This window comes from Pseudomonas fluorescens group sp. PF-69 (genome assembly GCF_054481235.1).
On the sequence record NZ_JBTMNC010000001.1, the window covers coordinates 2348916 to 2372049 of the forward strand.

The window sequence follows — 23134 nt, forward strand, 5'->3', positions numbered from 1 at the left end:
CTTGGGCGACCTCGACCCGTCAGCTCCGGTCACTGGCAGCGAGCCCGCACCTCGCCGTATCGGCATACTGGGCGGAACTTTCGACCCGGTGCACATCGGCCATTTGCGCGGTGCACTGGAAGTCGCCGAATCATTGGCGCTCGATGAGCTGCGTCTGACACCCAGTGCCAGGCCTCCCCATCGGGATACGCCGCAGGTGTCGGCGAAAGACCGTCTGGCGATGGTCGAGTGCGCGGTGGCCGGTGTGGCGCCGTTGGTGGTGGACGCCCGCGAATTGCAGCGGGACAAACCGTCCTACACCATCGATACCCTGGAACTGATGCGCGCCGAACTGGCCGCGGATGACCAGGTTTTTCTGCTTTTGGGCTGGGACGCTTTTTGCGGCCTGCCCACTTGGCACCGCTGGGAAGAGTTGCTCCAGCATTGCCATATCCTGGTGTTGCAACGCCCGGATGCCGACAGCGAACCGCCGGATGCCTTGCGCAACCTGCTGGCAGCGCGCTCGGTGAGCGACCCGCTGGCCCTCAAAGGGCCGAGCGGACAGATTGCATTCGTCTGGCAGACACCGCTCGCGGTATCCGCCACCCAGATCCGTCAACTGCTGGCCAGCGGTAAGTCGGTACGTTTCCTGGTGCCCGACGCGGTCCTGGCCTACATCGATGCGCACGGACTTTACCGTGCGTCGAACTGAATAGGAGTGCCTCAAGGCACGTAGCAACAACGTGTATTGAAGCGCCCGAACATACGAGCAAAACGAGTTTTATATGACTGACAAAGACCAAACCAAAGTAAAGCGCAAAGGCACGTTCAAGAGCGCTCCGCTGCCAGTACCGGCAGCAACCGGCGTGGTTCTCGCCGGCGAAGAGCTGGTCAAGGTTGCCGTGGCGGCCCTGGAAGATGTGAAGGCCCAGGACATCCAGGTGATCGACGTTCGTGACAAGCAGAGCATCACTGACTTCATGATCATCGCTACCGGTACGTCCAATCGCCAGATCGGCGCGATGCTCGACAAGGTCCGCGAAGCGGTCAAGGCCCAGGGCGTCAAGCCACTGGGCGAGGAAGGCAAGGGCGACAGCGACTGGGTACTGCTGGATATGGACGATGTCATCGTGCACATGATGACGGCCTCCGCTCGCCAGTTCTATGACCTGGAACGCTTGTGGGCCGGTGCCGAGCAGAGCCGTTCGGCCAGCGCGGCTCACCACAGCCCTGAAAACACCCACGAGCACTTCACCAAGCTCAACAAAGACCAGGAATAAGGGCCCGCTGTGCGACTGCGACTGATCGCCGTCGGTTCACGCATGCCCAAGTGGGTGGAAGAGGGCTGGCATGAATATGCCAAGCGTCTTCCGTCCGAGCTGGCGCTTGAACTGGTGGAAATTCCGCTCAACACCCGTGGCAAGAACGCCGACGTGGCCCGCTTCATCCGTCAGGAAGGCGAAGCCATGCTGGCCAAGGTCGGGCCGAACGAACGTGTTGTCACCCTCGAAGTCCACGGCAAGCCCTGGAGTACCGAGCAGCTGGCGGTCGAACTCGATCGCTGGCGGCTGGACTCGCGCACGGTGAACTTCATGGTCGGTGGCCCCGAGGGGCTGGCGCCTGAAGTCTGTGCCCGTGCCGATCAGCGCTGGTCGCTATCGCCGTTGACGTTGCCGCACCCGCTGGTGCGAATTCTGATCGGCGAACAGCTGTATCGTGCCTGGACCGTGTTGTCCGGCCACCCTTACCACAAGTAGTTCTGCCCTCATGTCTCAGCCGATCCGCATCAAGGACCACGAAAAAGACGCCCGTCTGGTGCGTGGCCGTGTCGTGTTCGGGGCCATTGCGGTCGTGACGCTGATCGGCGTGCTGATCGCGCGGCTGTATTTCCTTCAGGTGATCCAGTACGAGTACCACTCGACCCTGTCGGAAAACAACCGCGTCCACGTGCAGCCGATTCCGCCACCCCGTGGGTTGATTTTCGACCGCAACGGTGTGGTCATTGCCGACAACCGGCCCAGCTTCAGCCTGAGCATGACCCGCGAGCGCTCTGGCGATTGGCAGCAAGTGCTCGATGTGATCGTCCAGGTGCTGGAACTGACGCCCGAGGACCGGGTGATTTTCGAAAAGCGCATGCGCCAGGGGCGTCGGCCGTTCGAGCCGGTGCCGATCATGTTCGAATTGACCGAGGAGCAAATCGCTCGAATCGCCGTCAACCAGTTCCGCCTGCCCGGGGTGGAAGTGGTCGCGCAACTGGTTCGTCACTATCCCCAAGGCGCGCACTTTGCGCACTCGGTGGGCTATATGGGGCGGATCAACGAGAAAGAGCTCAAATCTCTGGATCCGGTGAGTTACAGCGGTACCCATCAAATCGGCAAAACCGGCATCGAGCGCTTTTACGAGCCCGAACTGCACGGTCAGGTGGGGTATGAGGAAGTCGAGACCAACGCTCGGGGCCGCGTATTGCGGGTACTCAAGCGCACCGATCCGATTCCCGGCAAGGACATCGTCCTGAGCCTGGACATCAAATTGCAGGAAGCCGCCGAAGCCGCGCTCGGCGGTCGTCGTGGCGCGGTGGTGGCACTGGACCCGAAAACCGGTGAAGTGCTGGCGATGGTCAGCCAGCCGAGCTTCGACCCGAACCTGTTCGTCACCGGCATCAGCTTCAAGGCTTATTCCGAGTTGCGCGACTCCATCGACCGACCGCTGTTCAACCGTGTGCTGCGCGGTCTGTATCCACCGGGTTCGACCATCAAGCCGGCGGTAGCGATTGCCGGCCTGGATTCGGGCGTGGTCACGGCCTCGACGCGGGTATTCGACCCCGGTTACTACATGTTGCCCAACTACGACCACAAATACCGCAACTGGAACCGCACCGGGGACGGCTTTGTCGACCTCGATACGGCGATCATGCGCTCCAACGACACCTACTTCTATGACCTGGCCCACAAGCTGGGGATCGATCGCTTGTCGTCGTACCTGAGCAAGTTCGGCATCGGTCAGAAGGTCTCGCTGGACATGTTCGAAGAGTCTCCGGGCTTGATGCCTACGCGCGAGTGGAAGCGCGCAACGCGCCGCCAGGCATGGTTCCCGGGCGAAACACTGATTCTCGGGATCGGCCAGGGCTACATGCAGTCGACCCCGTTGCAACTGGCCCAGGCCACCGCGCTGGTGGCCAACAAAGGTATCTGGAACCGTCCGCACCTGGCCAAGACCATTGAAGGCCAGAAACCGGTGGATCCCAACCCGATGCCGGACATCGTCCTGCGTGACCCGTCCGACTGGAACAAGGTCAACCACGGCATGCAGCAAGTGATGCACGGCGCCCGTGGCACGGCGCGCAAAGCCTCGATCGGTGCGCAGTACCGGATCGCCGGCAAGAGTGGTACGGCCCAGGTGGTCGCGATCAAACAGGGTGAAAAGTATGACCGCTCCAAGGTTCAGGAACGCCATCGCGACCACGCCTTGTTCGTTGGCTTCGCGCCGGCCGATGATCCGAAAATCGTGGTGTCGGTGATGGTCGAGAACGGTGAATCCGGCTCCGGTGTCGCCGCGCCGGTGGTGCGTCAGGTCATGGACGCCTGGCTGCTGGATAAGGATGGTCGTCTCAAAGCCGAATACGCCAGCCCTAACAGCGCGGAGGCTACCGCCCGTGATGAATAATTTTGATCGCATGCTCTCCAGCGAGGATGTGATGCGTCGTCGTGCGACGCTGCTGCAGCGCCTGCACATTGATGGCCCGCTGCTGATTTTGCTGCTGACCCTCGCCGCCGGCAGCCTGTTCGTGCTGTATTCGGCCAGTGGCAAGAGCTGGGATCTGCTGGCCAAACAGGCGACCTCGTTTGGCATCGGTCTGGTGTCGATGATCGTCATTGCCCAGTTCGAGCCGCGCTTCATGGCCCGCTGGGTGCCGGTCGGTTATGTGCTCGGCGTGCTTTTGCTGGTGGTGGTGGACGTGATGGGCCACAACGCCATGGGCGCCACGCGCTGGATCAACATCCCGGGGGTAATTCGCTTCCAGCCTTCGGAGTTCATGAAAATCCTGATGCCGGCGACCATCGCCTGGTACCTGTCCAAGCGCACGTTGCCGCCGCAGCTCAAGCATGTGGGGGTCAGTCTGTTTCTGATCGGCTTGCCCTTCATCCTTATCGTGCGGCAGCCGGACCTGGGCACCTCGCTGTTGATTCTGGCCGGTGGTGCCTTCGTGCTGTTCATGGGCGGGCTGCGCTGGCGCTGGATTCTCAGCGTGCTGGCCGCCGCCGTGCCGGTGGCCGTGGCGATGTGGTTCTTCATCATGCACGACTACCAGAAACAGCGAATCCTGACCTTCCTCGACCCGGAAAGCGATCCGCTGGGCACCGGCTGGAACATCATTCAGTCCAAGGCCGCCATCGGTTCCGGCGGTGTGTTCGGCAAAGGCTGGTTGCTGGGCACCCAGTCGCACCTGGACTTCCTGCCGGAGAGCCACACCGACTTCATCATCGCGGTCATGGGTGAGGAGTTCGGCCTGGTGGGCATCTGTGCGTTGCTGCTGATCTATCTGTTGTTGATCGGTCGCGGGCTGGTGATCACCGCCCAGGCCCAGACATTGTTCGGCAAATTGCTGGCCGGCAGCCTGACCATGACTTTTTTTGTATATGTTTTCGTCAACATCGGTATGGTCAGTGGCCTGTTGCCGGTGGTGGGGGTGCCGTTGCCGTTCATTAGCTACGGAGGAACTTCGCTGGTGACGTTGCTGTCAGCGTTTGGGGTTTTGATGTCGATCCATACCCATCGCAAGTGGATCGCGCAGGTTTGAATAAGGTGAAGATTTCAATGCAAGTAATGCATGGCTGGGCGACTCGATACGCGTCGTGGGTTGGCCTGGTAAGCATCCTTGGCACTGCGCAGGAAGCGTTGGCCGGCGATTACGAAGGTTCACCCCAGGTGGCCGAATTCGTCGGTGAGATGACCCGCGATTACGGCTTCGCCGGCGAGCAGCTGATGGGCGTGTTCCGTGAGGCCGAGCGCAAGCAGTCAATTCTGGACGCGATTTCGAAACCCGCCGAGCGGGTCAAGCAGTGGAGCGAATATCGCCCGATGTTCATCACCGATGCGCGCATTGCTCGCGGTGTCGACTTCTGGCGTCAGCACGAGGCGGTGCTGGCCCGTGCCGAGCAGGAATATGGCGTGCCGGCCCAGGTGATTGTGTCGATCATCGGCGTTGAGACCTTTTTCGGACGCAATACCGGTAATTTCCGGGTAATCGATGCGTTGTCGACCCTGGGTTTCGACTATCCTCCCCGTGCCGAATTTTTCCGCAAGGAATTGCGTGAATTCCTGCTGCTGGCCCGGGAAGAGCAGGTCGATCCATTGACCCTCAAAGGTTCCTACGCCGGTGCCATGGGCTTGCCGCAGTTCATGCCGAGCAGCTTTCGCGCCTATGCGGTGGACTTCGACGGTGACGGGCACATTAATATCTGGACCAACCCGGACGACGCCATCGGCAGCGTCGCCAGTTACTTCAAGCGTCATGGCTGGGTGGCCGGTGAACCCGTGGTCAGTCGCGCCGATGTCCGGGGTGATCAAGTGGACGATGGTTTGACCACCGGCATCGAACCGACGAAAACCGTCGGAGAATTGCGGGCCTTGGGCTGGTCAAGTCATGATGCGCTGCGCGATGATATGCCGGTTACCGCGTTCCGCCTGGAAGGCGACAATGGCCCCGAATACTGGATGGGCCTGAAGAATTTTTACGCAATCACGCGATATAACCGCAGCGTGATGTACGCCATGGCTGTACATCAACTGTCAGAACAGCTGGTCCAAGCACGGGGCGTCAAGTAATGCGGGCATTGCCTATGAATAAACCCCTGAAGCTGATGGCATTCGTCGCGTTGGCAGTGCTGGTCGCCAGTTGTTCGACCAGTCGCTCGCCCGGCCAGAAGTCCTCCACTGCCGTGCGTTCGGCACCGGGGCTGGACATCAACCGCGCCCACAAGGATGGCGCGCCGTGGTGGGATGTCGATGTGTCGCGCATCCCCGATGCCACGCCGACCCTGCACACCGGCCCCTACAAGGCCAATCCGTACACGGTGCTCGGAAAAACCTATTTCCCGCTGCAGGATTCCAAGACTTACGTCGCTTCGGGCACGGCGTCCTGGTACGGCACCAAGTTCCATGGTCAGAACACCGCCAACGGCGAAGTCTATGACCTGTATGGCATGAGCGCCGCGCACAAGACTTTGCCACTGCCAAGTTACGTTCGGGTGACCAACCTGGACAATAACAAGAGCGTGATCCTGCGGGTCAATGACCGCGGGCCGTTCTACTCGGACCGGATCATCGACTTGTCCTACGCCGCCGCCAAAAAGCTGGGCTATGCCGAAATCGGCACCGCGCGAGTCAAGGTGGAAGGGATCGATCCGCAACAATGGTGGGCCGCCAAGGGCCGACCGGCGCCCCTGATGCTCAACGAGCCGCAAGTTGCACAGAATAGTGCCCCGGTCATTACGGCGTCGGCCGGTACCGTCGAGCAATGGACACCGCCACCACAGCAGCACGCTGCCGCCGTTGTGCCTGTCCAGCTCGATGCTAAAAAAAACGCTTCTGCACCAGCCTCTGGCCAGTATCTGCAGGTGGGCGCGTTCGCCAACCCGGACGCTGCAGAGCTCCTGAGGTCGAAACTCAGCGGGATGGTGAGCACCCCGGTGTTCATCAGCTCGATCGTACGCAATCAACAGACGCTGCATCGGGTTCGACTGGGACCCATCGGTACGCCGGGTGAAATCCAGCAAGTGCAGAACAGCGTGCGTCTGGCCAATCTTGGCTCGCCGAGTGTGGTCACGGAGTAATACGTAGGACTTGATTGACGGTTCACTTGCAGTCGGGAGTGAACCAGGTTGTTGGCTCGTCGAGAACAAAAGCCCGGCAAAGGGTGACTGGAGTGAGCAACTGAATACGCGATGACTCGTAGGGTTTGTTCGAAAACTCGCCGAGCGGCGGTCACGCAAGCAGCGTCATCGTCGCGCAGGCCGTTCAAGAGCAAGGCCTGAAGGTTATTTGATTAGTTTTGCCCTTGGGCAAGTTTCCATTAGCGATTTCGAGAGACGGATGAACATCACCACCTTTGCCAAACGCCTGTGCCTTCTAGTCCCGCTGCTCCTCTCGCCTGCCGCGTTCGCGGCCGAGATGATGCCGTCGCCACCGCAACTGGCCGCCAAGGCCTACGTGCTCATGGACGCCAGCAGCGGCAACGTGCTGGTCGAGAACAATGGTGACCAGCGCCTGCCGCCAGCCAGCCTGACCAAGCTGATGACCGCCTACATCGCGACCCTGGAAATCCGTCGTGGCCAGATCGGCGAAAACGATCCGGTGACCGTCAGTGAAAACGCCTGGCGCACCGGCGGTTCCCGGATGTTCATCAAGGTCGGCTCGCAAGTCACTGTCAGCGACCTGCTGCACGGCATCATCATTCAGTCGGGCAACGACGCCAGCGTGGCGCTCTCCGAGCACATCGCCGGCAGCGAAGACGCGTTCGCCGACCTGATGAACAAAACCGTTGCCGACCTGGGCATGAGCAACACCCACTTCATGAACCCGACCGGGCTGCCGAACCCTGAGCACTACTCGTCTGCTCACGACATGGCGGTGCTGGCTCGCGCGATCATCCACGAAGACCCGGCCCACTACGCGATCTACTCGCAGAAAGAGTTCTTCTGGAACGGCATCAAGCAACCGAACCGCAACCTGCTGCTGTGGCGCGACAAGACCGTTGACGGTCTGAAAACCGGCCACACCGATGAAGCAGGCTACTGCATGGTGTCTTCGGCCGTGCGTGATGGCATGCGTCTGATCGCCGTGGTGTTCGGCACCAACAGCGAAGTGGCTCGCGCCGCCGAGACTCAGAAACTGCTGACTTACGGTTTCCGTTTCTTCGAAACCCAGACCTTCTATCAGAAAGGCGCCGAGCTGGCTCAGGCTCCTGTCTGGAAAGGCTCGACCAACCAGGTCAAGGCCGGTCTGGCTGAAGACCTGACCATGACCCTGCCGAAAGGCCAGCTGAAAAAGCTCGCTGCCAGCATGACCATGAACCCGCAACTGGTTGCGCCAATCGCCAAGGGCGACGTGATCGGTAAAGTCGAAGTGAAACTGGACGATAAGGTCGTGCACAGCGCTGATCTGATCGCTCTGGACGCCGTCGAGGAAGGTGGTATCTTCCGCCGCATGTGGGATAGCATCCGTCTATTCTTCTACAGCCTGTTCAACTGAATTTAGTGTGCACCTGCAAGGCTCCGTGCTGATCCAGCCCGGAGCCTTGCCCGTCGCCACGGCTTACGCTTACGAGGCCGTTACGCCATGACCGATACCGAAGTAAAGGCGCCAAAGATCGAATTCCCCAACGTTGATTACCCGGTTAAGGTGATCAGCGATACTGGCGTGGGCAACAAAGACAGGATCATCGAGATCGTCAGGAAACACGCGACGATCAACCATGACCGCGTGGATGAGCGCCAGAGCACCAACGGTAAATACACCACGATTCAGTTGCACATCGTCGCCACCGACCAGGATCAGCTGTACAACATCAACAGCGAACTGCGGGCGACCGGCTTCGTGCACATGGTGCTGTGATGCCTGGCACGCTGGGCTTTCGCGAACTCGGCCAGATGGCTTACGAACCGGTCTGGCATGCCATGCAACGCTTCACCAACGAACGCGGCAGCGATGCCGCCGACGAAATCTGGCTGGTAGAGCACCCGCCGGTGTTCACCCAGGGCCAGGCCGGCAAGGCCGAACACCTGTTGCTGCCGGGAGATATTCCGGTGGTGCAGGTTGACCGCGGTGGCCAGGTGACGTATCACGGCCCCGGGCAATTGGTGGCCTACCTGCTGCTGGACGTGCGCAAGCTGGGTTTCGGTGTCCGTGACCTGGTGACCCGAATGGAGACGTGCCTGATCGAGCTGCTCGCCAGTTATGGCGTGACGGCTGCGGCCAAGCCGGATGCGCCGGGTGTCTACGTCGACGGAGCGAAAATCGCATCCCTGGGTCTGCGGATCCGCCACGGTTGTTCCTTTCATGGCCTGGCCCTGAACGTGGACATGAACCTGGAACCGTTTCGACGGATTAATCCCTGCGGCTACGCCGGGCTGGCGATGACCCAGCTGAGCGATCACGCAGGATCGATTGAATTTGCCGAGGTAAGTGCCCGGCTGCGCGCGCAGCTCGTCAAACACCTCGACTATGCTGAGCAGACGACCCTAACGGGCGGAATCGACTGATATGACTACTGATGCAGTGCAAACCATGATCCCGACGCAGGATGTCACTGATCGTCCGGCCCCGCGTGCCAAGGTTGAAGCCGGCGTAAAGCTGCGCGGCGCCGAGAAGGTTGCACGCATTCCGGTAAAGATCATTCCGACCACCGAGCTGCCGAAAAAGCCTGACTGGATTCGCGTTCGTATCCCGGTATCCCCGGAGGTCGACCGCATCAAGGCCCTGTTGCGCAAACACAAACTGCACAGCGTGTGCGAAGAGGCCTCCTGCCCGAACCTGGGCGAGTGCTTCTCCGGCGGTACCGCGACCTTCATGATCATGGGTGACATCTGCACCCGTCGCTGCCCGTTCTGCGATGTGGGCCATGGTCGTCCGAAGCCACTGGATGTCAATGAGCCGGAAAGCCTGGCCATCGCCATCGCTGACCTGCGTCTCAAATACGTGGTGATCACCTCGGTAGACCGCGACGACCTGCGTGACGGCGGTGCCCAGCACTTTGCCGACTGCATCCGCGAAATCCGCAAACTGTCGCCAAACGTTCAGCTCGAAACCCTGGTGCCGGACTACCGTGGCCGCATGGACATCGCGCTGGAAATCACCGCGGCCGAGCCGCCGGATGTGTTCAACCACAACCTGGAAACCGTGCCGCGCCTCTACAAGGCTGCGCGTCCGGGGTCGGACTACCAGTGGTCGCTGACCCTGCTGCAACGCTTCAAGCAGATGATGCCGCACATTCCGACCAAGTCGGGCCTGATGCTGGGTCTGGGCGAGACCGATGAAGAAGTCATCGAAGTCATGAAGCGCATGCGCGAACACGACATCGACATGTTGACCCTGGGCCAGTACCTGCAACCGTCCCGCAGCCACTTGCCGGTGCAGCGTTTCGTGCACCCGGACACCTTCGCCTGGTTCGCCGAGGAAGGTTACAAGATGGGCTTCAAGAACGTCGCTTCCGGTCCGCTGGTCCGCTCCTCGTACCACGCCGACGAGCAGGCGAAGCTGGTCAAGGCCGAGTTGATGTCGTCCTGATGCGCTGAAGACAGGAAAACGCCCGCCAGGCATTGAGCCAGGCGGGCATTTTTTTGTCCTGTCCACGGCCATCACCGATTTTTCCTGCAACCTGCGGGGCAAAGAAGCCTCTTCTGTTTGTGCCCATTCCTGACTACTGTGTGTTGAGGATTTCACGCAGGGAGATATGGATGACAGTTCCACCGACCCACACTCTTTGTCCAAATGCTCCCGTTCCGGCATTGCCGATGGAAGGGCTGATTGGCGTCATTGCGCCTGCCGGTCCCGCTGCGCTGGACACCCACAAGGCCGTGCAGTGGATGCGCGCCCGAGGCTATTCGCTCAAAGTGTTTCCCGGCGTCTACGAAAAGGAAGGCTACCTGGCCGGTAGCGATGAGGTGCGGCTGAACGATTTGCATGCGGCATTTGCCGATCCTGAAGTCGACGCCATCATCTGCCTGCGAGGTGGTTACGGCACGCCACGCTTGCTTGACCGTATCGATTTCGAGTTGCTGCGCAATAACGCCAAGCCATTCATCGGTTATAGCGACATTACTGCGTTGCATCTGGCGATCAGTCGCCATGCAGGGTTTGTGACGTTCCATGGTCCACTGCTCAACGCCGACCTTCTCGGCAAACGACAACAACCCACCGAGTCTTCGTTCCTCAACATGCTGCGCGGCCATTTGAAGGCGGGCAGCGTGCTCGCGCACCCCGAGGCCTACCCATTGACCACCATCGCGCCTGGCATCGCTCACGGGCGTTTGCTGGGTGGGAACCTGTCGATGATTGCCGCGACCATGGGCACGCCTTACGAGATCGACGCCGAGGGTGTCATCCTGTTTATCGAAGACATCAACGAACCGCTGTATCGCATCGATCGCTTACTGACTCATCTGCGACTCGCCGGGACGCTGCGCAAGCTGCGTGGCGTTCTGGTCGGGGACGTGGCGGGGGTCGATGTGTCCTCCCTGGATCGATTGCTCAAGCAGGCGTTCGAGCCATTTCGGATTCCGGTGCTGTCCGGGTGGCGCAGCGGGCATTGTGACCCGAATTTGACGTTGCCCATGGGCGCGCTGGTCAGGCTGAATGCGGGCAGGCAAGAGCTGGTGCTGGAACAGGATGTGGTGATCAGGCGCTAGAACGTCACGGCCTGACAAGTCGTCATCGCGGGCAAGTCCCCCTCTGGCATCAAGGTGAATGCAGTATTTGCATGCAGCGTGATGTCAGTGGGGGCTTGCCCGCGATGCTTTCAGCGGCTGCGAAGACCTTCCAGCAACTTGTGCGTCGGGTAACCATCGGCCGGCCAGCCGAATGACTGCTGGGCGCTGCGGATCGCCTTGCGCGTGTTGGCGCCGATGATGCCGTCGGCAGTGCCCGCATCGTAGTTCTGCGCGCTCAGCAGGTTTTGCAGTTCAATGCGCTCCGTACGGCTCAATGGCAAATCATCTTTCGGCCAGGAGCCGTTGATCAGGCCCGCACCGTTGAAACGCTCGGCCAACAGGCTCACCGCCAGGGCGTAGGACGAAGAGTTGTTGTACTTGAGGATCGCCCGGAAGTTATCGAGCACGAGGAATGCCGGGCCGCGATAACCGGCTGGCAGCAGCAAGGCCGCAGACAGTTGCTCGGTGCCTGGCGGGACCTGCCCGCCATTGGGCAGCGTGATACCCAGTTGGCGCCATTCGGCGACACTTTTACGAATTGTGCCGTCAGCCAGCATGTAATTGAAGTTGCCCGGCAGTTGCACTTCGAAGCCCCATGGCTGGCCTTTCTGCCATCCGGAGCTTTGCAGGTAATGCGCAGTTGACGCGAGGGCGTCGCTGGCACTGCCCCAGATATCTCGGCGACCGTCGCCATCGAAGTCCACGGCGTGGGTGTTGTAGGTGGTCGGGATGAATTGGGTCTGGCCCATGGCGCCGGCCCAGGAACCGAGCATTTTCTCCGGTTCGATGTCGCCTTGTTGCAGGATCTGCAAAGCGGCGATCAATTGCGCGTGGGCGAAGCCGGGGCGTCGGCCTTCATAGGCCAGGGTCGCCAGCGAGTTGATCACCGACTTGTTGCCCTGGAATTGGCCGAAGTTACTTTCCATGCCCCACACGGCGACCAGGGCCTGGCGATCGACGCCGTATCGCTGCTCGATGCTTTGAAGAATGCCGTCGTATTGGCTGACCAGTGACTGCCCCTTACGCACTCGCAGTGGTGACAGGGCGCCGTCCAGGTATTCCCATACCGGCCGGGTGAATTCCGGTTGGCTGCGGTCGGCACGAATCACGCTGGGGTCGAAGCTGATGTTGGCGAAGGCGCGGTCGAAGAGGTCGGCGCGAATACCGGCGGCCATGGCGTCCTTGCGGAAACCGGCCTGCCATTCGGCGAAGGTCTGGGTCGGCTGGATGTCGAGATTGTCGTCGCTTGGTACCACTGGCGCTACCACTGCAGGGGCGGTGGTGACAGGAAGGGTCTGAAGCGGCTGGGCGTCGGCGGCGGTGGGTTTTTCCGCGCAGGCGACTAGCAAAATGAGGCTGGAGGCAGCTATCAATTGGCGCAGGTGCCAACGACGGGAAAGACAAAGGGGCATGCACGGGTCCAGGGAAAACGGATCAGGTGCAGACCTTAACATGTTGAGCGGATGCATGCCTTTCAGGCTGCCAGAAAGTAAGAAGCCTCCCAGCTATTAGACTGGAAGGCTTCGCGGCGGTAGCTGCCTTTGCCCTTGCCGGCTCGTTCCTGACGGCTGCGGAACAGTGGCTGGGCGATGATGGATTTGGCCTTGTTGGGGCCGTGTCTGGACGGCTTTTTGCTCATGATGGATTCTCGCAAGTGAGTGGTTTTTGCGGAGCAAATCATCGGCTGAAGTTGGGGTTCTGTCTATAGGGCGGGTTGTCAGTAAATACGCCGTACCCTGTAGGAGCGAGCCTGCTCGCGATGGAATCAGGAACACTGCGGGGAGCCAGACTCCCCGCGTTATCGTTAACGACCATCGCGAGCAGGCTCGCTCCTACAGGGGGGGCGGGGTTACTCGGCAGGCAGCGTAAGGCGCTGGCCCGCCATCAGCAACGTCAACCGACTCAGGCTCATCCAGGGCGAGCCGGCGGCCTGGCCCTTGATCTGTGCATCGATGCGCTGCGCTTCGAGTAGCAACTGCGCCCAGCGTTGCGCCGAATAACGTTGCAGGGCTTTGCTCATCAGTGGCTTGCGCTTGTCCCAGACAGGTGGCTTGGCCTGGCTGAAGGCTTTGTCCAGGGGAGTTCCCTGGCTGTATTGCAACGAGATATTGGCCAGCAGGCGCAGTTCCCGGGCCAGCGCCCAGAGAATGACCGGCGGTTCGACGCCTTCCCCGCGCAGCCCTTCGAGCATGCGCAGGGCATGGGCGGCTTCGCCGTTGAGAATCGCATCGGTCAGCCCGAAGACATCGAAGCGTGCACTGTCGGCCACCGCTGCCTGCACGGTTTCGATCGTGATCTGACCACCTTCGGCCATCAGCTTGAGTTTTTCGATTTCCTGGGCGGCGGCCAGCAGGTTGCCTTCGACCCGCGCGGCGATCAGCTCGACCGCATCCTGGCTGGCGGAAAGCCCGGCCTGGGACAGTCGCTGTCGGATCCAGCTCGGCAACTGGCTGACATCCACCGGCCAGATCTGCACGAACTGGGTTTGCGGGCCTTCGACCAACGCCTTGCCCCACTTGGTTTTCTGCGCGCTGCCATCGAGCTTTGGCAGGCTGATCAACAGCACCGTGTCTTCGGCCGGTCGCGAGCAGTACTCGATGAGCGCGGCGGCGCCCTTGTCACCGGGCTTGCCGGAGGGCAGACGCAGTTCCAGCAGGCGTTTTTCGGCGAACAACGACATGCTGGCACCGGCTTGCAGCAGCGTACCCCAGTCGAAACTGGCATCGGCGGCAAAGACCTGGCGTTCATCAAAACCTTGCTGGCGTGCGGCAGCGCGGATGGCGTCGGCGGCTTCCTGACACAGCAAGGGGTCGTCGCCACTGATGACGTAGACCGGCGCGAGGGCGCCTTGCAGGTGTTTGCCGAGTTGGGCGGGGGCGAGTTTCATAGGCGAGGGCGAACGGGGCGCCTGAGCGCCCCGCAAGTCTTACTGCTTCGGCAGTTCGAGAGGCGACTGACGCGGAGTTTCCGCTTCAGCCTTCTGCGCCGCTTCCAGCGCCGCGGCTTCAGCCTTGGCCCTGGCATCGGCAGTCTGCTGCAACTGATCGAGCTGGGCCGGGGTCAGTTGTTGCAGGCGCAGCATCATGCTCTGAGTCAGCTCGCGACGGGTTTCGCCCCGGGCTGTTGCAGCTTCCTGGTCGGAACCTACCAGGTTGTTGCCGTCGTGGATGAAGATCTTCTGAACTTCAAGTTTGTCGCTCAGCAGATCCAGGTTGTTTTTACCACGGATGTCGTAGTTGAGGACGGTGGTGACCTGGTACTCGCCAGTACGACCGGCGCCGGCGTAACTGAGGATGCGCTGGTTTTCCTGCTCATCGGTCAGCACCAGTTTGTAAGGTGCGCCGGTGTAGACCTTGACGCCGCTGCTTTCCAGCACCTGGCGCATTTGCGTCACGGTTTCGCCGTAGGCGTTGCGCGCGCTCAGGTCGAGCTCCTTGATCGCCAGTTCTGTAGTGCCGGTGCCACGCAGCTGGAAACCGCAGGCGCTCAGCAGGACCGCAAGGCCCATCACCAGCAAATTGCGTTTGATCATTGTGTTGCTCCCCTTGAAACCATGTGGGCCGATCATGCGGCCCGAAAGGTTTTACGCGGCGCCAGGCATGACCTGGCGCCTGATCCAATTAGCTGGCGACGATGTTGACCAGTTTCCCGGGCACCACGATCACTTTCCGAATGGTCAGACCGTCGACGAAACGCAGCACGTTCTCGTTGGCGCGTGCGGCGGCTTCGACTTCTTCACGGCTGGCGCTGGCCGGCATGTCGATATGGCCGCGCAGTTTGCCGTTGACCTGGATCACCAGTTGCAGGCTGTCCTGTACCAGCGCGCTCTCGTCCAGCACTGGCCAGGCGGCGTCGATCACCGGGGCGGCGTGACCCAGTTGATTCCACAGCTCGTGACTGATGTGCGGGGTGATCGGGGCCAGCAGCAGGGTCACGGTTTCCAGGCCTTCCTGAACCAGTGCGCGATCCTGCCCGGTGCCTTGCGGGGCTTTTTCCAGCACGTTCATCAGCGTCATCACCTGGGCGATGGCGGTGTTGAATTTGTGGTTCTGGCCGACGTCGTGGCTGGCCTGCTTGATGGCCTGGTGGATCGAGCGGCGAATGGCTTTCTGCTCGTCGTTCAGGCTGGCCACGTCGAGTTTTCCCGGCAGGCCCTGAGTGACGTGCGCTTGAGCCAGGCGCCAGACGCGCTTGAGGAAGCGGTGCGAACCTTCCACCCCGGAGTCGGACCATTCCGCGCTCATGTCCGGTGGCGAGGCGAACATCATGAACAGGCGGCAGGTGTCTGCGCCGAACTGATCGATCATCGACTGCGGGTCAACGCCGTTGTTCTTCGACTTGGCCATCTTCTCGGTGCCACCGATTTCCACCGGCAGGCCGTCGGATTTCAATTTGGCGCTGATGACCTTGGCCTTGCTGTCGCGTTCGAGTTCCACGTCCGCCGGGTTGAACCAGGTGTAGGCACCGTTGGCTTCGCGACGATAGTAAGTCTCGGCGATCACCATGCCCTGGGTCAGCAGGTTCTTGAACGGTTCGTTGGAGCTCACCAGGCCTTCGTCGCGCATCAGCTTGTGGAAGAAGCGCGCATAGAGCAGGTGAAGAATCGCGTGTTCGATACCGCCAATGTACTGATCCACCGGCAGCCAGTGGTCAGCCGCGGATTTTTCCACCAGGCCACCTTCAAAGTGCGGCGAGGCGTAGCGGGCGTAGTACCACGAGGACTCGACGAAGGTGTCCATGGTGTCGGTTTCACGCTTGGCAGGCTGGCCGCATTTCGGGCAGCTGCACTCGTAGAACTCGGGCATGCGCGCCAGTGGCGAGCCGGCGCCGTCGGGTACGACGTCTTCCGGCAGCACGACCGGCAGTTGATCTTCCGGTACCGGCACGTCACCGCAGGTATCGCAGTGAATGATCGGGATCGGGCAGCCCCAGTAGCGTTGACGGCTGATGCCCCAGTCACGCAGACGGAACTGGGTGCGCGAGGCGCCGAGGTTTTTCTTGATCAGTGCCACTTCAATGGCGTCGAAGGCGCCGGCGAAGTCGAGGCCGTCGAATTCGCCGGAGTTGATCAGCGTGCCGTGTTCGCCATAGGCGTCCTGCCACGGTGCCGGGTTGACGTCACCGGAGCTGGTGCGCACCACGGATTTGACCGGCAGGTTGTACTTGTGGGCGAATTCGAAATCGCGTTCGTCGTGGGCTGGAACGGCCATCACCGCGCCATCGCCGTAATGCATCAGCACGTAGTTGGCGACCCAGACCGGCAGCTTTTCACCGGTCAGCGGGTGTTCGACGAACAGGCCGGTCGGAACGCCTTTCTTCTCCTGGGTGGCGACATCGGCTTCGGCGACGCTGCCGCCCTTGCATTCAGCGATGAACGCCTGCAGCTCAGGATTGTTCTGCGCGGCCAGGGTGGCCAGGTGGTGCTCGGCGGCCACGGCGACGTAGGTGGCGCCCATCAGGGTGTCCGGACGGGTGGTGAAGACTTTCAGTGCGCCGGCTTCGCCGATGGAATCGACGTTGTACGGGAACTGCACTTCCATGCCGCGGGATTTGCCGATCCAGTTGCGCTGCATGGTCTTGACCTGTTCAGGCCAGCCAGTCAGCTCGTCGAGACTCTCCAGCAGTTCATCCGCGTAGGCGGTGATCTTGAAGTAGTACATCGGGATTTCGCGCTTCTCGATCAGCGCGCCGGAACGCCAGCCGCGACCGTCGATGACCTGCTCGTTGGCCAGGACGGTCTGGTCGACCGGGTCCCAGTTCACGGTGCCGTTCTTGCGGTAGATCACGCCTTTTTCGAACAGGCGGGTGAACAGCCATTGTTCCCAGCGGTAGTAGTCAGGCTTGCAGGTGGTCACTTCGCGCGACCAGTCCACCGCCAGGCCCAGGCTGCGCAGCTGGGATTTCATGTAGGCGATGTTTTCGTAGGTCCACTTGGCCGGTGCCACGTTGTTCTTCATCGCGGCGTTTTCCGCCGGCATGCCGAAGGCGTCCCAACCCATGGGTTGCAGGACGTTCTTGCCTTGCATGCGCTGATAGCGGGAGATCACGTCGCCGATGGTGTAGTTGCGCACGTGCCCCATGTGTAGCTTGCCGCTGGGGTAAGGGAACATCGACAGGCAGTAGTAAGTCTCCTTGCCTGGCTGTTCACTGACTTCAAAGGACTTTTGCTCGTCCCAGAACGATTGGGCGGCGGCTTCGATTTCACGGGGCTGATATTGTTCGTGCATGGCTACTTTTGAACTGAATAGGGGTGGCCTAATCCTCTTCAATGCGACGCTGGACCGTGAATGCGCCAATTCGGCGTTTCGCTGCCCAGGCGAGCTGGAAGTGGAGTTACAGGAAGCGCCGTAGCATACATGACCGCACTCTATCGAGGGAAACCCTGATTACTGCCGCGCGTCTCGCAAAAAACGCTACGAGGGCCGTTGGTCGCGGCGTTCAGTCGGTTTGTTCATGGAGGCTAAGCTCTAACTGGGGAGTAGGTTTTATCTTCCAATGAGGTGAGGGATGGTTGATTCACAGCAAAAAGCTACAAAACCGGAGTTATATGAAAGACTGATAGATCGTCTTGGAATGGCCCTGGAAGCGGCAAAAACCGCAGGCCGGTTGCGTGATGAGCGTCCGCTGGAGCTGGAATTGCGTGGTCTGAGCCCCGCAGAGTTTGCTCTGGTCAAGGCGTATCTGGATCGTTGTGAGCGTGAAACGCACGGATGCTTGTCCGAGGCAGTGAAGCAACTTGATGCGCCGCATTCAGCCAAGATCATCTGGCTCAAGGACAAAACACCCGGCAGAGACGCGGTAAAGGTCCGGTCTCTGCATTGCAAGTAAGGCATGGCGTCATGCTCCCGGGTTTTTCGAAGCATAGCCTTTCCATATTGATTGTCGCATTACGTCAACCCACTTAGGCTTCGGGCATCTTCATGGAGATGCTCGATGCCTTTTCGTTATTTCTTAAAACAACTTCTGTTGCCGCCGGGCATTCTGTTGCTACTGCTGGCGCTTGCCTGGTGGTGGCGCCGTTCAAGGCCGAGGCTCGCCGCAATGTGCTTTGCCCTGGGCCTGGGCGGCTTCTGGTTGATGAGCTTGCCCATCGTGGTGCAATGGGGCGCCCAGTTGCTTGAGCGCGAGCCACCGTTGGCTCGCGAGGAGTGGGCCACTTTGGCTCGGCATGCCGATGCGATCGTGGTATTGGGTTCGGGGCGCGAGCGGGGCGATCCGGCATGGGGAGCGGATCAGCCGACGGGCGTGGGCCTGGAGCGCGAACGCTATGCGGCGCGCCTGGCCAAGGCCTCGGGCTTGCCGGTGCTGACCAGTGGCGGCCTGCATTACGGCACGCCGCCGACCGAGGCCCGGTTGATGGCCGATTCGCTGCACGATGATTTCGGCGTCACTGTTCGGTGGCAGGAAGGGCGCAGCCGTACGACCTGGGAAAACGCGAAATTCAGCGCTGAAGTGTTGTTGCCTGAAGGCATCAAGCGCGTGGTGGTGGTGACTCAGGCCTGGCACATGCCGCGAGCTGTCTGGAGCTTTCAGAAGGCAGGGTTTGAAGTGGTGTCTGCGCCCGTGGGTTTTTTAGGCGTGGACAATGCCCGGCCGCTGGGTGGCTGGATGCCGGAATTCAAGTCGATCTGGCAGAGCGGGCAGTTGCTGAATGAAGCGGTGGGGCAGGTGGGGTATTCGTTGTTTTACCGATAGCGAGGGCTGGTCAACACCCTGTGGTGAGGGCGTGTGCTCCCTCACCACAAAAAGCCCTCTGTCCAGGGCCCGCAAGTCAGACCGTTTTGGCCATCCGGCTGGCAATCAGTGCCCAGCCAAACAACAGCACGCAAACAATGATCAACGGCCACGAACGCCATTGAAGATAAGGCGTCAGGTTGTGCATCGGCACCACTTCGCCATACAGGATGCCGCGCTCGAACTGCGGGATCTGCGCGGTGATCTGGCCGAACGGGTTGATCAGGCCGGTCACGCCGTTGTTGGTGGCGCGGATCATCCAGCGTCCGGCCTCCAGCGCGCGCATCTGCGCCATCTGCAAGTGTTGCAGCGGACCGATCGAGGTGCCGAACCAGGTGTCGTTGCTGATGGTCAGCAGCAAATCGCTTTGTGCCGCGAGGCCGGCAGCGAACTCCGGATACACCACTTCGTAGCAGATGAACGGCGCAATCTGGTAACCCTTGGCCTGCAACATGGCCTGGTCGGCCGGGCCTCGGGCAAAGTCCGACATCGGCAGGTCGAAGAAGGCGATCAACCCGCGCAGCACATCCTGCAGTGGAACGTATTCGCCAAACGGCACCAGTTTCTGCTTGAGGTACGTGCCATCGCCTTCACCGACCACGGTGATGCCGTTGTAGAAGCGTTTTTCGTGATGGACCATCTGGCGAATCGGCACGCCGGTAATCAACGCCGAGTGACGTTCTGCGGCAAAATTCCCCATCATGTTCAGGTAACCCTCGGCGGACTCCTTGAGCACCGGGACTGCGGTTTCCGGCCAGATCAGCAGGTCGACGCGTTTGGAGCTGAAGCTCATGTCGCGATAAAGCTCCAGTTGTGCATTGAGCTGCGCCGGGTCCCATTTCATGCTCTGTTCGATATTGCCCTGGATCGCCGCGACACTCAGTGGTGCGCCCGCCGGGCTGGTCCAGGCGTGGTGCTTGAGGGCCATGCCGGCGACCCAGGGGCCGACCAGCAGCAGGGCGCCAGCCGCGATGAAGCCTTTACGACCCGTGCGCACCAGGCGCATACCGTTGTAGATCAGCGCAGCGGTCAGGGCCAGGGTGAAGGAAATCAGCCACATACCGCCAACGGGGGCGAGCCCCGTCAGTGGGCCATCGAGCTGGCTGTAGCCGGAATAGAGCCACGGGAAGCCGGTCAGGAACCAGCCGCGGAAGGCCTCCTGGCCTACCCACAGCGCGGCGAATGCAAGGGCGTCGGCCAGTGGCGCTTCGTTGCGTCGTAGCCAGCGCGCCCAGAGCCAGGCGGGCAGCGCAAAGAACCAGGCAATCGCCGCCGTGAACAGCAGCATCAGGAACCCGGCCAGCAACACCGAGGCGCCACCGAAGTTGTGAATGCTGTAGTAGATCCAACTGGTACCGGCACCGAACAGGCCAAAACCGAAACACCAGCCACGGCCGAGTGCCTGGCGAGGGCTCAGTTCGCGCAGACCGGCATAGAAAAGCCCGACCGCCAGCAGTGCCAATGGCCAGATATCGAACGGCGCCAGGGCCAGGGTGGTGATTGCACCGGCCGCCACGGCCAGCAGGTTACCGGGCCAGCCGGGGCGGGTTGTCCAGCGCATTTCAATCCTTAATGTTTTACCGGGCGATTGGCGTCAGGCGCAGCAGGTGAATCCGACGACTGTCGGCATTCAGGATGCGGAAGCGGTACGGGCCGATTTCGGTGATTTCGTTGCGTTTTGGAAGATGCCCGAATGCACTCATCACCAGGCCGCCGACGGTGTCGAACTCGTCATCGGAGAATTCACTGTCGAAGAACTCGTTGAAGTTCTCGATCGGCGTCAGTGCCTTGATCAGGAAATCACCGCTTGGCAGCGGCTTGATGTAGCTGTCTTCTTCGACATCGTGTTCGTCTTCGATGTCGCCGACAATCTGTTCGAGCACGTCTTCGATGGTCACCAGGCCCGCCACGCCGCCATATTCGTCAATGACGATGGCCATGTGGTTATGGTTGGCGCGGAACTCGCGCAGCAGCACGTTCAGGCGCTTGGACTCCGGCACGAACGTGGCCGGGCGCAGCAGATCCTTGATATTGAAGCTGTCGCCGTTCTCCCGAAGGATCAACGGCAGCAAGTCCTTGGCCAGCAACACGCCCATCACGTCATCGTGGCTTTCGCCGATCACCGGGTAGCGGGAGTGGGCCGAGTCGACCACGGCGGGCAGGAACTCGCGGGGAGTCTGGGTCGCCTTGATGCTGACCATCTGCGAGCGCGGGACCATGATGTCCCGTACTTGCAGGTCAGCGACCTGGATGGCGCCTTCGACGATGGCCAGCGCTTCGCTGTCCAGCAGTTTGTTTTGGTGTGCGTCGCGCAGCAGCTCCAGCAGCTCCTGGCGGTTTTTCGGCTCATGGGCAAAAGCCTGGGTGAGCTTACCCAGCCAGGACTTTTGCCCGTTGCTCGATCGATCTTCGCTCATAGCGATTACTCTGAATCCTTTGTTGTAACGGTTGGGGATGTTTCGGTTTCGTCGTCCGCGTACGGATCGGGATAGCCCAATTCTGCAAGCAACGTTCGTTCCAGTGCTTCCATTTCTTCGGCTTCGTCGTCATCTATATGGTCGTAACCCAGTAGATGCAAGCAGCCGTGAATCACCAGATGAGCCCAGTGGGCCTTGAGTTCCTTGCCCTGTTCGGCGGCTTCGCGCTCGACCACGGCCACGCAGATCACCAGATCGCCCAGCAACGGGATGTCGAGAAACTCGTCGGGTACGTCGGCAGGGAATGACAGGACGTTAGTGGCGTAATCCTTTTGCCGCCAGGTGTGATTCAGTTCGCGGCCTTCGGCTTCGTCGACCAGACGAATGGTCATCTCGGAGTCGGCGCTGCGCTGGCGCAGGGCCAGTTCGCACCATTGGCGGAACTCGGCCTCGCCGGGGGCGGGTGCCTGGGTAGCCAGTTGCAGATCAAGCTCAAGCATCGCGGCGGCTGTCCTTTGGTGCTTCATCGGTCACACGGTTCTCGAAGCGCTCATAGGCTTCGACAATGCGCTGCACCAACGGATGACGCACAACGTCCTTGGGCATGAAGTGAGTAAAGCTGATGCCTGGCACGTCTTTCAGGACTTCAATCACGTGGTGCAACCCGGATTTGGTGCCTTTGGGCAGGTCGACCTGGGTGATGTCACCGGTGATGACGGCCGTGGAACCGAAGCCGATCCGGGTCAGGAACATTTTCATTTGCTCGACGGTGGTGTTCTGGCTTTCGTCGAGGATGATGAAGCTGTTGTTCAGCGTGCGCCCGCGCATATAAGCCAAGGGGGCGACTTCGATCACCTGGCGTTCGATCAGCTTGGCGACGTATTCGAAGCCGAGCATCTCGTAGAGCGCGTCGTAAAGCGGGCGCAAATACGGGTCGATCTTCTGGGACAGATCCCCAGGCAGGAAGCCGAGTTTCTCACCCGCTTCGACCGCCGGCCGCACCAACAGAATGCGGCGGATCTGCTCGCGTTCCAGTGCATCGACCGCGCAGGCAACCGCCAGATAGGTCTTGCCGGTACCGGCCGGACCAATGCCGAAGTTGATGTCGTTGCCGAGGATTTCCTTCACGTAGCGCAACTGATTCAAGCCGCGAGGGCGAATCATGCCTTTCTTGGTGCGCAGGGCGACGGAAGCTTCGGCAGGGGAGTGATTGTCCAGCTCTTCAACGGCCGATTCCTGCAGGAACAGGTGAACCATGTCCGGCGACAGCTCCGTACCCTTGGTTTCCCGGTACAGGCGGCGCAGCAGGTTTTCCGCAGAGGTGGTGTGTTTGGGTTCGCCGATCAATTCGAACTGGTTTCCGCGGTTGCGGATCTCGATGGTCAGGCGCTGTTCGATCAAGCGCAGATGCTCGTCGAATTGCCCGCACAGATTGGCGAAGCGGCGAGCTTCAAAAGGCTCGAGGATAAAACGATGTGGTTCGATGGGTGCGTTCAAGGTCGTATTTAGCCGCCCTGGGGCAATGGTGATGAGTTCAAGGATAGCGCCAGTGGCGTGGGTGCGAAAGCTCTTAAATAC

The 23134-nt window shown here is 60.8% G+C and carries 23 protein-coding genes; 14 read left to right on the forward strand and 9 right to left on the reverse strand.

Annotated elements, in window-relative coordinates:
• The first annotated feature begins 1 nt into the window (after position 1).
• From nadD to ACX3YF_RS10890, 12 genes are all read left to right on the forward strand, one after another.
• Complete coding sequence (gene nadD, locus ACX3YF_RS10835) at positions 2 to 691, forward strand: nicotinate-nucleotide adenylyltransferase (RefSeq protein WP_161793943.1); 690 nt, start codon at positions 2 to 4, stop codon at positions 689 to 691.
• Positions 692 to 764: 73 nt separating this feature from the next.
• Positions 765 to 1259 carry a ribosome silencing factor gene (gene rsfS / locus ACX3YF_RS10840; protein ID WP_130204637.1) on the forward strand — a complete coding sequence of 165 codons (495 nt, stop codon included), beginning with the start codon at positions 765 to 767 and terminating at the stop codon, positions 1257 to 1259.
• A gap of 9 nt (positions 1260 to 1268) precedes the next feature.
• Positions 1269 to 1736 carry a 23S rRNA (pseudouridine(1915)-N(3))-methyltransferase RlmH gene (rlmH, locus tag ACX3YF_RS10845; protein WP_007937439.1) on the forward strand — a complete coding sequence of 156 codons (468 nt, stop codon included), beginning with the start codon at positions 1269 to 1271 and terminating at the stop codon, positions 1734 to 1736.
• A 10-nt stretch (positions 1737 to 1746) separates the two neighbouring features.
• Positions 1747 to 3642, forward strand: a complete 1896-nt coding sequence (gene mrdA / locus ACX3YF_RS10850) for a penicillin-binding protein 2 (protein ID WP_130204639.1) — start codon at positions 1747 to 1749, stop codon at positions 3640 to 3642.
• Between the two features lie 31 nt (positions 3643 to 3673).
• The gene (rodA, locus tag ACX3YF_RS10855) at positions 3674 to 4777 is read left to right on the forward strand and encodes a rod shape-determining protein RodA (protein WP_090327560.1); all 1104 of its coding nucleotides are present in this window, start codon (positions 3674 to 3676) and stop codon (positions 4775 to 4777) included.
• Positions 4778 to 4794: 17 nt separating this feature from the next.
• Complete coding sequence (gene mltB / locus ACX3YF_RS10860; protein ID WP_090466901.1) at positions 4795 to 5805, forward strand: lytic murein transglycosylase B; 1011 nt, start codon at positions 4795 to 4797, stop codon at positions 5803 to 5805.
• Entirely contained in the window at positions 5805 to 6812 is a 1008-nt protein-coding gene (locus tag ACX3YF_RS10865) for a septal ring lytic transglycosylase RlpA family protein (protein ID WP_458973727.1), read from the forward strand. The genes mltB and ACX3YF_RS10865 overlap by 1 nt, the downstream gene beginning before the upstream one ends.
• A gap of 259 nt (positions 6813 to 7071) precedes the next feature.
• Positions 7072 to 8229, forward strand: a complete 1158-nt coding sequence (locus ACX3YF_RS10870) for a D-alanyl-D-alanine carboxypeptidase family protein (protein WP_047533722.1) — start codon at positions 7072 to 7074, stop codon at positions 8227 to 8229.
• 87 nt (positions 8230 to 8316) lie between these two features.
• Positions 8317 to 8592 (forward strand): DUF493 domain-containing protein, encoded by a 276-nt coding sequence (locus ACX3YF_RS10875; protein ID WP_130204643.1) that lies wholly within the window; start codon positions 8317 to 8319, stop codon positions 8590 to 8592.
• Positions 8592 to 9239: a lipoyl(octanoyl) transferase LipB gene (gene lipB, locus ACX3YF_RS10880; RefSeq protein WP_047533716.1), complete on the forward strand. Its 648-nt coding sequence runs from the start codon at positions 8592 to 8594 to the stop codon at positions 9237 to 9239. The genes ACX3YF_RS10875 and lipB overlap by 1 nt, the downstream gene beginning before the upstream one ends.
• 1 nt (position 9240) lies before the next feature.
• Complete coding sequence (gene lipA, locus ACX3YF_RS10885; protein ID WP_047533713.1) at positions 9241 to 10263, forward strand: lipoyl synthase; 1023 nt, start codon at positions 9241 to 9243, stop codon at positions 10261 to 10263.
• A 170-nt stretch (positions 10264 to 10433) separates the two neighbouring features.
• On the forward strand, positions 10434 to 11384 hold the full coding sequence (locus tag ACX3YF_RS10890; protein ID WP_047533711.1) for a S66 peptidase family protein: 951 nt from the start codon (positions 10434 to 10436) through the stop codon (positions 11382 to 11384).
• Between the two features lie 110 nt (positions 11385 to 11494).
• Here ACX3YF_RS10890 and ACX3YF_RS10895 read toward each other — a convergent pair whose 3' ends face one another.
• From ACX3YF_RS10895 to leuS, 5 genes are all read right to left on the reverse strand, one after another.
• Positions 11495 to 12817, reverse strand: a complete 1323-nt coding sequence (locus ACX3YF_RS10895) for a lytic murein transglycosylase (protein WP_130204645.1) — start codon at positions 12815 to 12817, stop codon at positions 11495 to 11497.
• A 62-nt stretch (positions 12818 to 12879) separates the two neighbouring features.
• Complete coding sequence (arfA, locus tag ACX3YF_RS10900) at positions 12880 to 13044, reverse strand: alternative ribosome rescue factor ArfA (protein ID WP_065908951.1); 165 nt, start codon at positions 13042 to 13044, stop codon at positions 12880 to 12882.
• A 210-nt stretch (positions 13045 to 13254) separates the two neighbouring features.
• Positions 13255 to 14292 (reverse strand): DNA polymerase III subunit delta, encoded by a 1038-nt coding sequence (gene holA, locus ACX3YF_RS10905; protein ID WP_130204647.1) that lies wholly within the window; start codon positions 14290 to 14292, stop codon positions 13255 to 13257.
• Positions 14293 to 14331: 39 nt separating this feature from the next.
• The gene (locus tag ACX3YF_RS10910; RefSeq protein WP_458973728.1) at positions 14332 to 14937 is read right to left on the reverse strand and encodes an LPS-assembly lipoprotein LptE; all 606 of its coding nucleotides are present in this window, start codon (positions 14935 to 14937) and stop codon (positions 14332 to 14334) included.
• 88 nt (positions 14938 to 15025) lie between these two features.
• Positions 15026 to 17632 (reverse strand): leucine--tRNA ligase, encoded by a 2607-nt coding sequence (gene leuS, locus ACX3YF_RS10915; RefSeq protein WP_458973729.1) that lies wholly within the window; start codon positions 17630 to 17632, stop codon positions 15026 to 15028.
• A 280-nt stretch (positions 17633 to 17912) separates the two neighbouring features.
• On the opposite strand from leuS, the gene ACX3YF_RS10920 reads away from it, so the two are divergent.
• Both ACX3YF_RS10920 and ACX3YF_RS10925 read left to right on the forward strand, forming a co-directional pair.
• Complete coding sequence (locus tag ACX3YF_RS10920; RefSeq protein WP_130204653.1) at positions 17913 to 18233, forward strand: hypothetical protein; 321 nt, start codon at positions 17913 to 17915, stop codon at positions 18231 to 18233.
• A gap of 105 nt (positions 18234 to 18338) precedes the next feature.
• Positions 18339 to 19100: a YdcF family protein gene (locus ACX3YF_RS10925; protein WP_204149609.1), complete on the forward strand. Its 762-nt coding sequence runs from the start codon at positions 18339 to 18341 to the stop codon at positions 19098 to 19100.
• A 76-nt stretch (positions 19101 to 19176) separates the two neighbouring features.
• On the opposite strand, the gene lnt is transcribed toward ACX3YF_RS10925, so the two are convergent.
• Genes lnt through ACX3YF_RS10945 form a run of 4 tightly spaced genes read right to left on the reverse strand, consistent with a single transcriptional unit; the run spans position 19177 to position 23053 of the window.
• Positions 19177 to 20700 (reverse strand): apolipoprotein N-acyltransferase, encoded by a 1524-nt coding sequence (gene lnt, locus ACX3YF_RS10930; protein WP_130204657.1) that lies wholly within the window; start codon positions 20698 to 20700, stop codon positions 19177 to 19179.
• Positions 20701 to 20716: 16 nt separating this feature from the next.
• Positions 20717 to 21556, reverse strand: a complete 840-nt coding sequence (locus ACX3YF_RS10935; protein ID WP_046028710.1) for an HlyC/CorC family transporter — start codon at positions 21554 to 21556, stop codon at positions 20717 to 20719.
• Between the two features lie 5 nt (positions 21557 to 21561).
• Positions 21562 to 22056: an rRNA maturation RNase YbeY gene (ybeY, locus tag ACX3YF_RS10940; protein ID WP_047533696.1), complete on the reverse strand. Its 495-nt coding sequence runs from the start codon at positions 22054 to 22056 to the stop codon at positions 21562 to 21564.
• Positions 22049 to 23053, reverse strand: coding sequence for a PhoH family protein (locus tag ACX3YF_RS10945; protein WP_103403448.1), 1005 nt, complete (start codon positions 23051 to 23053; stop codon positions 22049 to 22051). Before ACX3YF_RS10945 ends, ybeY begins: the two co-directional genes overlap by 8 nt.
• Positions 23054 to 23134 lie beyond the last annotated feature (81 nt).